This is a genomic window from Streptomyces sp. NPDC060366 (genome assembly GCF_042725135.1).
Taxonomy (GTDB): Bacteria; Actinomycetota; Actinomycetes; order Streptomycetales; family Streptomycetaceae; genus Streptomyces.
Genome location: NZ_JBHXDC010000006.1, coordinates 66,049 through 80,749, shown reverse-complemented (window position 1 = coordinate 80,749; position 14,701 = coordinate 66,049). Strand labels below are relative to the sequence as shown.

Here is a 14,701-nt window from a genome sequence, read left to right as displayed (position 1 = left end):
CGACAAGCGGGCCGTCAGGCGGCGTCGAGGGCCCCGGTGATCTTGCGGGCCATCTCGGCCATGGCGGGGCCGGGTTTGCCGCGGTGGGTCCGGGCGGATGCCTCGACGGCGACGGTGACGGTGCCGCGGAAGTTGTCGGCCTCCGCCGGATCCTGCTCCTTGAGCAGGCTCATGGTCGCGGTCAGGGCCGGCAGCACGCGGTCGGCGAGTTCGGCCGTGGACTTGTGGTTCAGGTCCTTGATCTTCGTCTTCTCGGCGAGCACGTGCCCGACCGGGCCGGTCGCGTTGGCCAGGGCGATGCTGCCTTCGGTCGCGGCCCGGTGGGGCGACCCGGCGGCCCCTGCGGCGCTCATCAGCGTGACGGCGCCGTAAGCGGCGGTCCGAAGGGTGACCTTGTCCTGGGCGGTGAGGGTGATGCTCATGGTGGTGTGCTCCTCAACTCTGTCGCGGCCCCGGATGGGCTCGCGCCGTCCTGCTTCTGACGCAGAGCTTGCGCCCGCCCGCTTTCACGGCGGTCACACCACGGTTTCAGCGGACGGGGGGAGGTTGAGACGCGGCTGATCGCGGATTGAAATCCGGTCTCCGGCCCGCGTGTCACACCGTGGGTGTTCGCGGCGGCCAGTGTCCGGGCCAGGGTGGCGCCCAGACCGCGTACGACCTGCTCGGGACGTGCGGCCCGTGCCCCGACGGCCCAGCGGATCGGGTCGGCGTCGGGGAGCGGGAGGCGGACGAGGAACGTGCGGTCGCCGCCCGCGTTGAAGCGGCGTGCGGGGACGGCCTGTTCGTACTCGGCGTCCAGCTGGGCCAGGGTGACATGCGGCCTGGTTCGGGGAGGGTCGTCATGGCCTAGCCGTTCCACGCGCGAACTCCCCCGGATATCTGTCGAGCCTCGACAGGCTTACTCAGGCGCGCCTCCGGGCCCGGAGGGTGGTGTCCCGACGGTCACACGCCTCGTGGGCTGTGGGCCGCCCGCGGCCGGCGGCGGGGTGTCGCCGGGAAGGTCGGGGTGGCCGCCAGGGCCGTGAAGGCCTGGTGGGTGTGGGTCGACAGGGGCGCCGCGTCGGGGGCGGACGCCCAGGTCGTCAGGGCGCAGTGGAACGCGGCGACGACCATGTCCAGGGCCAGCCGGGGGCGGAGGTCCAGCGGGTCGGGGATGTCGAGGCGGTGGTGCAGGGTGGCCAGCGCCGTGCGGGTGGTGCGGTCGCAGAAGTGAAGGCCGTGCGCGTCCATCGAGGGGGTCCGCTCGGTCAGATTGCGGCTGAGCAGGACGCGGTGGTTCCAGTCGTCGGTGGCCGTCCGTTCCAGGGCCGTGAGCAGGGTGTCCTGGACCAGTTCCAGGACCGGCCGGCCGGTGGATGCCCGGTCGGCGGGGGCGAGGTCGGTCGTTTCGAGTACGTCGAGGAACGTCAGCCACAGGTCCTGCGTCGGGGCCATCGCCACGTCTTCCTTGCTGGTGAAGTAGCGGAAGAACGTGCGCTTGGAGACCTCGACCGAGTCGCAGAGCTCGTCCAGCGTCACCTTGCCGAAGCCGCGCTCGGTGAACAGTTCGAGGGAGGTGTCCACCAGGAGCTGCCGGGTGCGCCGCTTCTTGCGCTCGCGCAGCGAGGGCGCGGGAGGCGACGGTGGCGGAGGTGGAGGTGGTGAGGGTGGTGGCGCGGTGCTCATGACACCACCGTACTGGAGAAGCGAATGCCGCTTGTGCGCTAATGCCACTCAGTGGCACATTGGAGATTCCCGAGGATCCGAGGAAGGGCATCCCTCCATGCGCGCTCTGCTTGTCGACCACTCCACGCCCACCGGCCTGCGGCTCGGCGAGGCCCCCGACCCCGAACCCGCGCCGAACCAGGCCCTCGTCCGGGTGGCCGCGACCTCCCTGAACCACGGCGAGGTCCGCTTCGTCCTGCGGGAGGCGGCCGACGGGGCCGTACTGGGCTGGGACGCCGCCGGAGTCGTCGAACGCGCCGCCGCCGACGGCTCGGGCCCGCCCGCCGGTACGCCGGTGGTGACCCTCGGCCCCGACGGCGCCTGGGCCGAACTCCGCGCGGTCGGCACCGACTTGATCGGTACGGTCCCGGTCGGCGCCGATCTCGGGGCCATCAGCACCGTCCCCGTGGCGGGCGCCAGCGCCCTGCGCGCGCTGCGGCGGATCGGTCCGATCCTCGGCAGGCGGATCCTGGTCACCGCCGCGACGGGCGGCACCGGGCGGTACGCCGTACAGCTCGCGCGGCTCGGCGGTGCGCACGTCATCGCCTCCACCGGCGACCCGGACGCCCACGGGGAGAGTCTGCGGGCGCTCGGCGCGCACGAGGTGGTCGCCGGACCCGCGGGGCTCGACGCGCCCGTCGACGGGGTCGTCGATCTGGTCGGCGGGGATCAACTCGTCGCCGCCTTCGGGATGTTGACGGAGGGCGGGACGCTGGTCTCGGTCGGGCACGTCGCGATCGACGAGGGCGAGCACTTCCCGTACGGCGCGCTGTTCGGCAACGACGGACGGCACGACCGCTCGCTCGTCACCTTCTATCTGCTCGGCTGCACCGGTCTCGCCCCCGACCTCGGCATGCTCGCGGCCAAGGTCGCCGCCGGCGAACTCGACGCGCAGATCTCCTGGCGCGGCGGCTGGGACAAGGTGCCGGAGGCGGTCGAGGCACTTCTCGAACGCCGCCTCCACGGCAAGGCCGTCATCGACCTGCGGTGACGGAAGGCGCCGGAGGGGGCGAGGTGGGGCGAGAGGGGCGCCGGACGGCATCGGCCCCCGGGGCGGAGGATCCCGGGGGCCGATCGAGAGTGACTACCGTACGAACGAGGTCAGTTGGAGTTGACCAGGTCGTGCGCCGGCACCTTCACCGTACGCGCGCCCGGCTTGCCGCCGAGGACGACCTTGCGCAGGGCGCTGTTGTTGTCGAGGCTCGTCTCCTTGAGACGGTTCTCGGGGTTGGCGAGCACCTGGATGTAGTAGGTGCCGTTCGCCAGGTTGGTGATGTCGAAGGACTGGCCCGGCAGGTCCTGCGTGTACGTGTCGCCGGAACCGACGTCCAGCACCTCACGGACGGAGATCGAGTTCTCCTGGCCGCACGCGGTGGACAGGTCGGTGTTGCCCGGGTGCCAGTTGGCGTTCTTCACCGTGTAGTCGACGGCGTCGGTGTTCGCCAGGCAGAACGCCTCCTTGCCGCTGCGCACCGTCTCCTTCTGGTCCGCCTTCAGCAGCCGGTAGCTGGCGAAGTCGGTGAAGTGCCAGTGCTCGTGGCCCGGCCGCGGGTCCCACTCCATGGTGCCGGTCGGGGTGTAGCCGACCTGCTTGCCGTCCGCGTCGTAGAAGTACTGGTAGGCGTCCATCAGCTCCTTGCCGGGGCTGCGGAAGCCGTCCACGACGAGCTGCGCGGGACCGGCGTTCCAGACGTTGGCGCTGAAGGCGAGGTAGTCCTTGCCCTTGACGTCCTCGCCGCCGTCGCTGATCTCGATACCGTAGGCGGGCAGCGAACGCAGGTCGGGCTTCGGCACGTCCGGGACCACCGCCTTGCCGGTCGGGCGCTTCGCGTTGGGCTCCACGGCGGGCGCCTTGCGCGAGCCGTCCGTGCGGCCGGGGCCGTCACCGACGGGAGCCGTCGCGGTCCGCAGCGAGGCCTTCTTCAGCGCCCACGGCAGGGCCGGCGGCGCGGGGATGAGCGGGCCGTGACCCACGTTGTACGAGGGGCCGGCGCCGCTCGTCGGGGCGGCGGGTGCCGCGGAGCGCGTCGCACCGTGGCCGGCGTGCCCGGACATGCCGGCCATGCCCTTCATGTTGGCCATGTCGTGGCCGCTGTGGCCGGACGCCGCGCTCTTGCTGCGCAGCCCGGCACCGCCCTCCTCGTCCTCCCAACTGCGCTCGCGCACAGTCAGGTTGATGATCTGCGGCTTGCTGGAGATGCCGAAGAGGTCGCGGTAGCGCTTGGTCACCGACACCTTGGCCTGGTACTTGCCGGCGGCGAGCTCGACCGGCTCGGAGGAGTAGCCCGCGTACGTGTTGGACGCCCAGCCCTTCTCGACGCCCCACACCGAACCGAGCGTGAACGCGTTCTCCGGGCAGCTCTCCGGGTACTTCGACTTGGCCGACCCGTCGGGGTCGATGCGCCCGGCGGCGTTGTTCGGGCAGTACTTCTCGGTCCTGTTGACCACGACCTTGCGGTTCGTGTCGGTGATGGTGATCTGCGCGAAGCCCGGCAGCCCCGAGAAGTCCTTCACCAGCCCGGCCGGCAGGGCCTTGGTGCTGGTCTTGTCGCCGTCGTGGATGATCTGCTCGGCGACGACCGGGTCCTTGTACGACTTGCGGGTCACCTTGAGTTCGAAGGGAGCGCCCTCGGCCGTGAGGTAGGTACCGAGGTCGAGGTAGACGCCCGGGTCCTCCTTCCACGAGTCGAGTGTCAGCGACTTGGTCGCGGCGATCAGGCTGAGCTTCGGCGTGGTCTGCGCCGCCTCGCCTTCTGGCGCCGCGGCCACGACACCCGCGGTCACGGCGAGCGCCGCGGTGGCGGCCATCACCGAACGCCGGAGCCGGACGTTGTGCGTTCTGGTCATCGTTCCTCGTTTTCCGAGTGTTCCGAATTCTCCGAATGCCTGCGTGGACGGTGGACGAACAGCCGGCGCGAAGTACGGTCTCCGGTCGCGGAACTGTCTCCCCTGTAGTGAGAGGCGGGAGAGGGGGCTGTGGGTTGTCTGTGAACCGGTGCGAACTCAATCGTTGGCCGAAAGTCGCCTTCGGGCGCCGGATCCGGCCGCAATCCCGGCTCCGTCCTACCGCAGCCGTGCCGTCAGGCTGCGCCCGTGAGTCTGGTGGGTGTCGACGTCGATCCGCGTGCCGCCGAGTACCTTGCGGACGCGGACCCCGTCGTCGGACGACACGGCGCGGAGCCAACGGCCGCGCAGGGTGACCGAGACCGTGTTCCGCCGCATCGTCGGGTCGCAGACCGCGACCGAGACCGTGCCGTCGTGCGACGTCCGCAGGATCACCGACGCGGCGCCGTCGATCGACAGACGGTCGGCGCGGTGCGTGCCGGGTGTGAAGGTGTTGACCGCGAGGAGGGACAGTCCGCGGTGTTCGACGGCCTGGACGCGTGTGGTGTTGGCGACGACCGACAACGGTCCGCGCCCTCCGCCGTGCTGCCCTCCGTCCTGCCCGTGCCCGTGTCCGTGGCCCGTGCCGTACGCCTTCAACTGCCGCTCCGTGGCGTTCGGTACGAGGGCGTGCGCCATCGACAGCCGCCGTGCGCCCGCCGGTTGGTCGACGGACAGGGAGAACACCCGCTTGGTGACAGGGGTGTCGGGGTTGGACGTACGTACGACGCGGCGGCTCCTGGTGACGGTGTCGAGCGCGACCGTCGGACGGCTGTCCCCACTCCCGTCCAGGAACACGTACCCGACCGAGACCCCCTGCCCGGAGTCCGCGTAACGCAGCCAGGCCACCGGGCCCGGCGCCGTACCGCCGCCCCCGCCCCCGTCACCGCCGCCCGGCCACGCGGCGCCGTCGCGCAGACGCCCCGTCACCGTGACGGCGTCCGACACCGCGGCGATCCTGCTGTCGAGCGTGGTCGTCACCGCACGGCCCGCCGCGTCACCGACCCCGGCGGCGAGGACGACGATCTCGTCGTCGAGCATGAACCACGACTTGGTGGCGGTGGCGTTGCGGTGGGCGACGAAGTCGTCGGGCAGTTCTCCGGCCTGCTTCGCGGCGTACGCGACGTCGTCGCCCAGCACGAGGCCGACGGCGCCGTACGCGCCGAGGCGGGCGCCCCCGGACAGGGTGTTGGTGCCGCGCGGGAAGTAGACGTACGTGTTCTGCGACTCGGAGGACGAGGTGAAGCCGCGCTCCGGGTTGTCGTACCAAGCGGTGCCGTACAGCTCGGGGATCGTCCGGCGGGTCTCGACGGGCGCGGTGACGCCGGCCAGCCGGTACGGCGACACGGTCGTGTAGTAGTCGACGCCGAAGGACCGGGTCTGGTCCTGGCCCGCGAGGTACAGATAGTGCGCGCCGTCGCCCTGGAACCACGGCATCAGGTTCTCGCCGCTCATGTACTCGTACTTGCTGATCCGGTCGGAGCTGCGGGCCAGCGCGAACGCGTAACCGGGGCGCCGGTGCACGGTCTTGTCCATCGCGTTGAACGCGGTGTGGCTCTCCGCGTCCCCGAGGTCCGCGGCCGGCACGGACGTGTCGGCGAGGATGTCGGCGTAGCGCGCGACGCTGACCGGTGAGACGAAGACGGCAGGGTCGAGCGCCGCCTTCGACGTCTGGCGGACGAACTTCACATAACCCTGGAGGGCCGTGGCGTCGGCGCCGGTGGAGTGTCCCGAGAGGTCGACGACGGCCTCGACGACGACGGCGACGTCCGTGTAGCCGGTCGCCGTCCGTGACACCCCGCGGCCCTTGACGATCTCCATCATCCAGCCCTCGAAGATGAGCGGGGCGAAGCCCTGGGCCACCCAGCCCCGCACCACGGCCACCAGATCGCCGGTGCCGGTGCCGGTGCCTGCGTCTGTGCCGGTGTCGAGGTAATCGGTGCCTTCGAGGATCTTGACGGTCTGCACGGCGCGGGTGAGCAGGACCTTGCCGTACGAGCCGGTGTAGGCGACGGAGTCGTGCTGGATGAAGGAGCCGTCGGCGTAGAAGCCGTCGGTGACGCCGTGTCGCGGGTGGTACGGATCGACCGTCGCGTACACCGTCAGCTGGTCGGCGACCGCCTTGACGACTCGCGCGTCGTCGCCGGTGACCGCGCCCTGGAGGATGCGGTTGGTGGTGATGTCGGCGAGGTTGGCGCCGGTGTGGAAGCGCGAGTCGAGGTCGACGTCGCCGTCCTTGCCGTTACGCAGATAGGCGTCCATCGAGGAGACGTAGGTGGCGGTCAGATCCGGCTTGTACGCGGCGAGTTGGTCCTTCAGCAGGACGAGTGTCCTGCTCACGCTCGCGGAGATGCCGATCTCCCAGTTGAACCAGTTGCCGTAGTAACCCCTCGACTGGTCGCCGTAGTACGTGTCGTGGAGCGCCACCAGGCCGTCGATGACGCGTCGTTGGACGCTCGCGTTGTCCCGGAGGTCCGAGGCGACGGGGCCGGGGGTACGGGTGGCGAGGGCGATCTCGTACAGGTACTGGTACGAGGTGTTGAGGTTCGCGTCGCTCGTGCCGAGGGCGACGCCCTTGAAGAGTTCCCCGGGTCCCGCGCCATCGAGGGCGGTGAGGCGGGTGCGCGCCGTCGAAGTGATGGCGGCGAGTTTGGCGGCCACCTCGGGGCGGGCGTTGGACACGGCGGTGCCGGCGAAGATCGCGACGGTGTTGGCGAGGAGCGCGGCGTGGTTGGCGCCGGGTTCGGCGCCGCCGCCGGCGCTCGCGGCCGTCGTGGCGGTCGGCCTCCCGGCCGCTCGCGCCCGCAGGGGCGCTGCCACGGCGAGCAGGGTGGACGCGGGCAACATCGTCAACAGGGTGCGGCGCGAGAGCTGCAAGGGAATGCTCCAAACTCGGCCAGAAAGCGCTTGCCGCATCCAAACAACCGGGGTTGGGCCTGTCAATGAATCGGCGGGGCCCGCATATCCCGCCGAGCGTGACGGGCAGCGGCCGGGGGAGGGAAAGGGCAGCTCAGGGGTGCTTCGGTGGTTCGTTGCCATATCGCTATACACGGCATGTATACGCCGTGTGTAGAGTGTTCGCCATGTCAATCGGACACACCCTCCTCGGGCTTCTCGAATCAGGCCCTCAGCACGGCTACAACCTGAAGCGCGCCTTCGACGACTCCTTCGGCCACGATCGCCCCCTGCACTACGGGCAGGTCTACTCGACCATGTCCCGGCTGCTGAAGAACGGGCTCGTCGAGGTCGACGGGATGGAAGCCGGCGGGGGGCCCGAGCGGAAGCGGTACGCGATCACCGAAGCCGGCATCACCGATGTCGAGCGCTGGCTCGCGCAGCCGGAGAAGCCGGAGCCGTATCTCCAGTCGACCCTCTACACGAAGGTCGTCATCTCGCTGCTCACCGGCCGCAGCGCCGCGGACCTGCTCGACACGCAGCGGGCCGAGCATCTGCGGCTGATGCGCGTCCTGACCGAGCGCAAGCGGCACGGTGACCTCTCCGACCAGCTCATCTGCGACCACGCGCTGTTCCATCTGGAGGCGGATCTGCGCTGGCTGGAACTGACGGCCGCCCGTCTGGACAGGCTCGCCGAGGAGGTACGCCGATGAGCGCCGCGTCCCCGTCGTCGTCCGGGTCCCCTTCCGCGTCCCGCGCCCCCGGCACTCCGGCGGCGCCCGAAGGCTCGCTGCTCACCGCGTACGACCTGCGCAAGACGTACGGCGCCACGCCCGCCCTCGACGGCGCCTCGTTCTCCATCCACGCCGGTGAGGTCGTCGCCGTCATGGGCCCGTCGGGATCCGGCAAGTCGACGCTGCTGCACTGCCTCGCCGGCATCGTGCCCGCCGATTCCGGGACCATCACCTACCAGGGCCGCGACGTCACGGAGCTGTCCGACGGCGCGCGCAGCACCCTGCGCCGTACGGACTTCGGCTTCGTCTTCCAGTTCGGCCAGCTCGTACCCGAACTGACCTGCCTGGAGAACGTGGCGCTGCCGCTGCGCCTGAGCGGCACCCGCCGCAAGGAGGCGGAGCGGATCGCGCTGGAGTGGATGGAGCGGCTGGAGGTCACCGACGTACGGGCCCAGCGTCCCGGCGAGGTCTCCGGTGGTCAGGGGCAGCGCATCGCCGTCGCCCGCTCGCTCGTCACCTCGCCACGGGTGCTCTTCGCCGACGAGCCGACCGGGGCGCTCGACTCGCTCAACGGCGAGCGCGTGATGGAGCTGCTGACCGATGCCGCCCGGTCGGCGGGCACGGCCGTCGTCCTGGTGACGCACGAGGTGCGGGTCGCCGCGTACTCCGACCGCGAGGTCGTCGTACGGGACGGGAAGACGCGCGACATGGACCACTACCTCGGCGGCGGACAAGGCGCGGGCGGCGGTCAAGGCGCGGGCGGCGGTCAAGGCGCGGGCGGCGGCGGTCGCGGGCCCGGCGGACAAGGCACCGGCGGCGGTCGCGGTCGCGTGGGGCGCGCGGCATGACGCTCCTCGACCGGGAGGCGCCCACGCTCTCCCCGCCGCCCCGGCCGTCCCCGGCCGCCACTCCCACCGGCGTACGCGCCTGGGCGCGCGACCTCGCGCTCGGCATGCGCTTCGCCGTGTCCGGCGGCCGGGAGGGCTGGGCCCGTACGGCGCTGACCGCACTCGGTGTCGGCCTCGGCGTCGCGCTGCTCTTCGCCGCCGCCGCCGTACCGCAGCTTCTCGACACGCGCGAGAGCCGCACCCAGGCGCGCGAGACCACGAACGCGAGTTCGCAGAAGCCCGGCAAGGGCATCACGGACAGCACCTTCCTCTGGGCCGAGGCGAGCACCGAATACCGCGGCGACCCCGTGACCGGGCTGCTGCTGCGCCCGGAGGGGGCCAACGCGCCGACGCCGCCGGGCGTCGCGAAGATCCCCGGCCCCGGCGAGATGGTCGTCTCGCCCGCGCTGCGCGAACTGCTCAAGTCGTCCGAGGGCGCGCTGCTCGCGCAGCGGCTCGACGAACGGATCGTCGGCACGGTCGGGGACGCCGGACTGGTCGACCCGGGCGAACTGCGCTTCTACACCGGCAGTTCGACGCTGACCGTCGAGGGCGTCGGCATCCGATCGGGCGGCTACGGCGTCGACGAGTCCGCCCCACCGTTCGATCCGCTGCTCATGGTGCTGGTCATCCTGATGTGCGTGGTGCTGCTGGTGCCAGTGGCGATCTTCATCGCCACCGCCGTCCGCTTCGGCGGCGACCGCAGGGACCGCAGGCTGGCGGCGCTGCGGCTGGTGGGTGCCGACGCCAGGACGGTGCGCCGTATCGCGGCGGGGGAGACCCTGTTCGGCGCCGTGCTCGGGCTGGCCGTCGGGGCCGTACTGTTCCTGATGCTCCGTCAGATCGTCGGCCACGTGCGGCTCTGGGGGCTCAGCGCCTTCCCCTCCGACGTGACCCCGGTGCCCTCGCTCGCCCTGCTCATCCTGCTCGCGGTGCCGGTCGCCGCCGTTGTGGTCACCCAGTCCGCGCTGAGTTCGGTGGCCATCGAGCCGCTCGGAGTCGTACGGAACACCGGTCTGCGCAAGCGTCGGCTGTGGTGGCGGCTGCTGCTGCCCGTCGTCGGTGTCGCCGTCCTCGCGTCGACCGGGCGCGTGGACGAGATGACGTCGACGGTCGGACCGTTCCCCATCGTGGTGGGCGCCAGTTGTGTGCTGATCGGGCTCGTCGGGCTGCTGCCCTGGCTGGTCGAAGCGGTGGTCGCACGGCTGCGCGGCGGACCGGTGCCCTGGCAACTGGCCACCCGCAGGCTTCAGTTGAGCAGCGGTACGGCGGCGCGCGCGGTGAGCGGCATCACCGTCGCGGTGGCGGGTGCCATCGCCCTCCAGATGATGTTCGGGGCGATGCAGAAGGACTTCCTCCAGATCACCGGACAGGACACCGAGCGGGCCGACTTCTACGTCTCCAGCGACTACGGCGACTCCGTGCTCGCGGAGCGGATGATCCAGGACTTCCGCGAGACCGAGGGGGTCACCAAGGTCATCGGCACGGTCGAGTCCTATGTGGCCGGCACCGGCGCCCCCACGGAGCACGGCTGGCAGCCGATCACGACCCTGACCGTGGGATCCTGCGCCACGCTGAAGGAGATCGCCCGGCTGCCCTCCTGCCGGGACGGGGACGCCTTCGTGGCCCACCTCGACGCCAGGGCGGCCAAGAAGGTCGGCTCGGCCGGGGTGAAGGAGCAGAACGACCGCACCGACGAGGCCGCCGTCCCCGGCAGACCGATCGACCTGACCGGGGGCGACGGGGCGCGGACGGGCAAGCCCGCGCTGTGGACGCTGCCCAAGTCGGCCCGCACGGTGGTGACCTCCCCCGATCCGATGGGCGACCTGCACGACGGAATCCTGGTCACACCGGGAGCCCTCGGCTCCCGCGCCCTGCCGTCGACCACGGTCAGGGCATCGATCAAGGTCGACCCGGAGGTGGCCGACGCGGCGGAGTACGTACGCGGAACGGCGGCGGGCATCGATCCGACGCTGCGGATCAACGCGCTCAACGACCTGGAGCGCGACAAGCAGTACGCGAGCGTCCAGACCGGGCTGCTCGTGGGCGGCACCCTCACGATGATGCTGATCGCGGCGAGCATGCTGGTCTCCCAGATCGAGCAACTGCGCGAGCGGAGAAGGCTGTTGTCGGTCCTGGTGGCCTTCGGTACGCGGCGCCGGACGCTCGTCTGGTCGGTGCTGTGGCAGACGGCCGTGCCGGTCGTGCTGGGCACCGGGCTCGCGATCGCCGGCGGTCTGGTCCTGGGGGACTTCATGCTGGGGATCATCGGGAAGTCGATCGGTGACTGGTGGGTCTTCGTCCCGTACGCGGCGGTCGGCGCCGCGGTGATCATGCTGGTGACGCTGGCGAGCGTGCCGTCGCTGTGGCGGATGATGCGGCCGGACGGGCTGCGTACGGAGTAATTCGGTCGACACCCCGACGGCCGGTTCGGCAGGCTCCGTTCATGGACGCTCATTTCTGGCCTCTGTACGGACTCCGGATCACGACCCCGCGCCTTGAACTGCGGCTCCCGGATCTGGAGAGCCTGTCCGAACTGGCCGCCGTCGCCGCCGCCGGGGTGCACGACGAGGACCGGATGCCGTTCTCCGTCCCGTGGACGGACGCGAGCCCCGACGAACGCGGTCGGGCGACCTTCCAGCATCTGCTCGGCACCGTGGCGGCCTGGACCGTACGGGACTGGACGCTGAGCCTGGCCGTCAGCTGCGAGGGGACGGTCGTCGGGCGCCAGGACCTGGGCGCGGCGGACTTCGCGGTGACCGGCGAGGCGCACACCGGCTCGTGGCTGGGGCAGACGCACCAAGGACGCGGCATCGGTACGGAGATGCGGGCGGCGGCGCTGCATCTGGCGTTCGAGGGCCTGGGTGCGCGGTATCTGACGTCGTCGGCCATGACCGACAACTCGCGGTCGCTGCGGGTGTCGGAGAAGCTCGGCTACCGTCCGGACGGGCTGGCGACGGTGTCGGTACGGGGCGCGGCCCGCACTCAGCTGCGGCTGCGCCTGGACCGTGCGGGATGGGAGGCGCACCGTACCGTCCCGGTCGAACTGCACGGTCTGGAGCCGTCGTTGGCACTCTTCGGGGTCTGAGACTCCCGGCCCCGCGAGCGGGCGAGAGCCGGCCGTACCCGCGAGCCCGGCTCCTGCCCAGCCGCTCCCTCGAAGCCTCACCAAATATTCATGAACGGCCTAATCCACCTGCTTCCGGGTCGAGTGCGTACAACGCGGCAGCCCGATACCTCCTTGACACACCTATTGGTCTGAGCCAACATCCCGATTGGCCTGTACCAAGTTCAAGGGCGGTTCGCTGAGCCGGCCGAGCGATGCGCCTTCGGAGGACCCGCATGGAGCCGAGCAGCCGTCACGACCGACTGACGCGTCTCGCCGAGACCACGCTCCAACCCGGATTCGTGGGCACGACCGTGCCCGACTGGGTCCGTCGCGGGATCGCGGGCGGCGGACTCACCTCCGTCGTCCTGTTCGGTCGGAACATCGTCGACCCCGAGCAGGTCGCGCGCCTCACCGCCGGCCTACGCGCGGAGAACCGCGACCTCATCATCGCCATCGACGAGGAGGCCGGGGACGTCACCCGGCTCGAAGCCTGGACCGGCGCCTCCCGGCCCGGCAACCTCGCGCTCGGCGCCGTGGACGACGTGGATCTGACCGAGTCCGTCGCCCGTGACATCGGGCGCGAACTCCACGCCGCCGGCATCTCCCTCAACTACGCCCCCAGCGCCGACGTCAACTCCAACCCCCTCAACCCCGTCATCGGCGCCCGCTCCTTCGGCGCCCGTACGGATGTCGTCTCCCGGCACACCGCCGCCTGGGTCCGCGGGCTCCAGTCGGCCGGCGTCGCCGCCTGCGCCAAGCACTTCCCCGGCCACGGGGACACCTCGGTCGACTCCCACCACGGACTGCCGCAGGTCTCGGCGAGCGTTGAGGAGATCGCCGCCACCGCGCTGCCGCCGTTCGTCGCCGCGATGGAGGCGGGCGTACGCGTGGTGATGACCGCGCATCTGCTCGCGCCCGCGTACGACCCCGACCTGCCGGCCACGCTGAGCCCCCGCATCCTCGTGGACCTGCTCCGCGGCGAACTGGGCTTCGACGGCCTGGTGGTGACGGACGGCATCGAGATGAGCGCGGTCACCGCCCGCTACGGGATCGACGGGGCCACGGTACGGGCCGTCAAGGGCGGGGCCGACGCGGTGTGCGTCGGGGGCGAGCACGCCGGGGAGGCCACCTTCGACCTGCTCACCGACGCCCTCGTCCGGGCCGTGCTCGACGGCACGCTGCCCGAGGCGCGGATCAGCGAAGCGGCGGCGCGGGTCGCCGAGTTCGCCGCCTGGTCGGGCAGCCGTACGCGCGCCGTGGCCACCGACGACGCCGCGTCCGACATCGGCCTCGTCGCCGCCCGGCGCGCGCTGCGCGTGCTGACCGGACAGAACGGGAACGGCGAGGCCGGCGGGCAGGACCGGAGCTCGGTGCTCCCGCTCGTCGGCGCGCCCCATGTGGTTGAGCTGTCGCCGACGATGAACCTGGCCGTCGACGGACAGACCCCGTGGGGCGTGGCGGCTCCGCTGAGCGATCTGCTGCCCGGGACCACGTCCGTACGGCTGACGGAGGCCGACCTGCGGGAGTCCGGCGATCTGCTGGACCGCAAAGGTCTTGACCCGGCCGCCGAGCGTTCGCTGGTCGTGGTGGTGCGTGACGCGGCGCGGCACGGCTGGATGTCGGCGGCGATGGCGCGGCTGCTGGGAAGCCGGCCCGACGCGGTGGTCGTGGAGATGGGTGTTCCGAACGGTGCGGCGCCCGGCGCCGTCCACCTGGTCACCCACGGCGCGACGCGTGTCTCGGGCGTGGCGGCGGCGGAGTTCCTGGCCGGACGCCGCTGACTCCGTTCGACGCGACGGGCGTTGAGGACTCCGGAAGACTTCGGGTCTCCCGTGGCTCCCCAACGCCCTTGCCTCGGCGACGAGTTGAGACGGGTGTTACATATTCGTGAACGGCCTGGTGACTACTCGGGCGTCACTCGTCCGCGTCCGTCACGACGTTGTCGTACGGCTGAGTGATCACTTCCAGGTAGTGACCCGACGGATCGAGGAAATACACGCCCCGGCCGCCGTAGTTGTGGTTGATCCGGCCCGGAAGCTTGCCGTGCGGATCGCCGAAGAAATCGACTCCCGCGTCCTTGATCCGCCCGAAGATTCCGTCGAAATCGTCCTCGGGCACGAGGAACGCGTAATGCTGCGGGGTGATGGACTTCTCATCGACGGTGGCGAAGTCCAGAGTGACGCCGTTCGCGGTGTCGACCGGAATGAAGGGGCCCCATTCGGTGCCGGTCTCCAGATCCAGGATGTGCGCCAGAAATTCGGCGGAAGCCCGGTTGTCGCGGGCGTGAACGATCGTGTGATTCAACTGTACTGATGACACGGTGGAATGCCTCCAGAGGCATCTCACGGGAACCTCCACGCCTCACCCGGCCGGTGACCGACGCGCGATGCCCACCGGGGATCGTAAATGCTCGGCGAGCGTCGATCCAACCTTTTACCGTCGCCCCCGGTCGTCCCGGGTCGCCCTGTCGATGCGTTGTCCGCCGTCCG

11 protein-coding genes and 1 pseudogene are annotated in these 14,701 nt (G+C 71.0%); 6 read left to right on the top strand and 6 right to left on the bottom strand.

Annotated elements, in window-relative coordinates:
- Positions 1-14: 14 nt before the first annotated feature.
- The 3 genes from ACFWHU_RS17210 to ACFWHU_RS17200 form a co-directional block, all read right to left on the bottom strand.
- Positions 15-422, bottom strand: coding sequence for a hypothetical protein (locus tag ACFWHU_RS17210; protein WP_387225440.1), 408 nt, complete (start codon positions 420-422; stop codon positions 15-17).
- Positions 419-859, bottom strand: coding sequence for a hypothetical protein (locus tag ACFWHU_RS17205; protein ID WP_387225439.1), 441 nt, complete (start codon positions 857-859; stop codon positions 419-421). The genes ACFWHU_RS17210 and ACFWHU_RS17205 overlap by 4 nt, the downstream gene beginning before the upstream one ends.
- 83 nt (positions 860-942) lie before the next feature.
- The gene (locus tag ACFWHU_RS17200) at positions 943-1,665 is read right to left on the bottom strand and encodes a TetR/AcrR family transcriptional regulator (protein ID WP_387225438.1); all 723 of its coding nucleotides are present in this window, start codon (positions 1,663-1,665) and stop codon (positions 943-945) included.
- Between the two features lie 97 nt (positions 1,666-1,762).
- Here ACFWHU_RS17200 and ACFWHU_RS17195 point away from each other — a divergent pair, with 97 nt between their 5' ends.
- Entirely contained in the window at positions 1,763-2,695 is a 933-nt protein-coding gene (locus ACFWHU_RS17195; RefSeq protein ID WP_387225437.1) for a zinc-binding dehydrogenase, read from the top strand.
- A 110-nt stretch (positions 2,696-2,805) separates the two neighbouring features.
- On the opposite strand, the gene ACFWHU_RS17190 is transcribed toward ACFWHU_RS17195, so the two are convergent.
- Positions 2,806-4,551: a lysyl oxidase family protein gene (locus ACFWHU_RS17190; protein WP_385798394.1), complete on the bottom strand. Its 1,746-nt coding sequence runs from the start codon at positions 4,549-4,551 to the stop codon at positions 2,806-2,808.
- A gap of 216 nt (positions 4,552-4,767) precedes the next feature.
- The gene (locus ACFWHU_RS17185) at positions 4,768-7,464 is read right to left on the bottom strand and encodes a polysaccharide lyase family 8 super-sandwich domain-containing protein (protein WP_387225436.1); all 2,697 of its coding nucleotides are present in this window, start codon (positions 7,462-7,464) and stop codon (positions 4,768-4,770) included.
- A 206-nt stretch (positions 7,465-7,670) separates the two neighbouring features.
- Here ACFWHU_RS17185 and ACFWHU_RS17180 point away from each other — a divergent pair, with 206 nt between their 5' ends.
- The 5 genes and pseudogenes from ACFWHU_RS17180 to ACFWHU_RS17160 all read left to right on the top strand — a co-directional run bounded on the left by ACFWHU_RS17180 (position 7,671) and on the right by ACFWHU_RS17160 (position 13,993).
- The gene (locus tag ACFWHU_RS17180) at positions 7,671-8,195 is read left to right on the top strand and encodes a PadR family transcriptional regulator (RefSeq protein WP_385798390.1); all 525 of its coding nucleotides are present in this window, start codon (positions 7,671-7,673) and stop codon (positions 8,193-8,195) included.
- Positions 8,192-8,932: pseudogene (locus ACFWHU_RS17175) on the top strand (ABC transporter ATP-binding protein); the annotation flags it as partial. The gene ACFWHU_RS17180 and the pseudogene ACFWHU_RS17175, both read left to right, overlap by 4 nt.
- 128 nt (positions 8,933-9,060) lie before the next feature.
- On the top strand, positions 9,061-11,508 hold the full coding sequence (locus ACFWHU_RS17170; RefSeq protein ID WP_387225435.1) for an FtsX-like permease family protein: 2,448 nt from the start codon (positions 9,061-9,063) through the stop codon (positions 11,506-11,508).
- 41 nt (positions 11,509-11,549) lie between these two features.
- On the top strand, positions 11,550-12,191 hold the full coding sequence (locus ACFWHU_RS17165; RefSeq protein ID WP_387225434.1) for a GNAT family N-acetyltransferase: 642 nt from the start codon (positions 11,550-11,552) through the stop codon (positions 12,189-12,191).
- 254 nt (positions 12,192-12,445) lie between these two features.
- Positions 12,446-13,993 (top strand): glycoside hydrolase family 3 protein, encoded by a 1,548-nt coding sequence (locus ACFWHU_RS17160; protein ID WP_387225433.1) that lies wholly within the window; start codon positions 12,446-12,448, stop codon positions 13,991-13,993.
- 133 nt (positions 13,994-14,126) lie between these two features.
- Here ACFWHU_RS17160 and ACFWHU_RS17155 read toward each other — a convergent pair whose 3' ends face one another.
- Positions 14,127-14,516, bottom strand: a complete 390-nt coding sequence (locus tag ACFWHU_RS17155) for a VOC family protein (RefSeq protein WP_387225432.1) — start codon at positions 14,514-14,516, stop codon at positions 14,127-14,129.
- Positions 14,517-14,701 lie beyond the last annotated feature (185 nt).

What these genes read in the sequence shown, in the direction of transcription:
- ACFWHU_RS17210 (WP_387225440.1), bottom strand. Translation starts at nt 422, where the DNA reads ATGAGCATCACCCTCACCGCCCAGGACAAGGTCACCCTTCGGACCGCC.
- ACFWHU_RS17200 (WP_387225438.1), bottom strand. Translation starts at nt 1,665, where the DNA reads ATGAGCACCGCGCCACCACCCTCACCACCTCCACCTCCGCCACCGTCG.
- ACFWHU_RS17195 (WP_387225437.1), top strand. Translation starts at nt 1,763, where the DNA reads ATGCGCGCTCTGCTTGTCGACCACTCCACGCCCACCGGCCTGCGGCTC.
- ACFWHU_RS17190 (WP_385798394.1), bottom strand. Translation starts at nt 4,551, where the DNA reads ATGACCAGAACGCACAACGTCCGGCTCCGGCGTTCGGTGATGGCCGCC.
- ACFWHU_RS17180 (WP_385798390.1), top strand. Translation starts at nt 7,671, where the DNA reads ATGTCAATCGGACACACCCTCCTCGGGCTTCTCGAATCAGGCCCTCAG.
- ACFWHU_RS17170 (WP_387225435.1), top strand. Translation starts at nt 9,061, where the DNA reads ATGACGCTCCTCGACCGGGAGGCGCCCACGCTCTCCCCGCCGCCCCGG.
- ACFWHU_RS17165 (WP_387225434.1), top strand. Translation starts at nt 11,550, where the DNA reads ATGGACGCTCATTTCTGGCCTCTGTACGGACTCCGGATCACGACCCCG.
- ACFWHU_RS17160 (WP_387225433.1), top strand. Translation starts at nt 12,446, where the DNA reads ATGGAGCCGAGCAGCCGTCACGACCGACTGACGCGTCTCGCCGAGACC.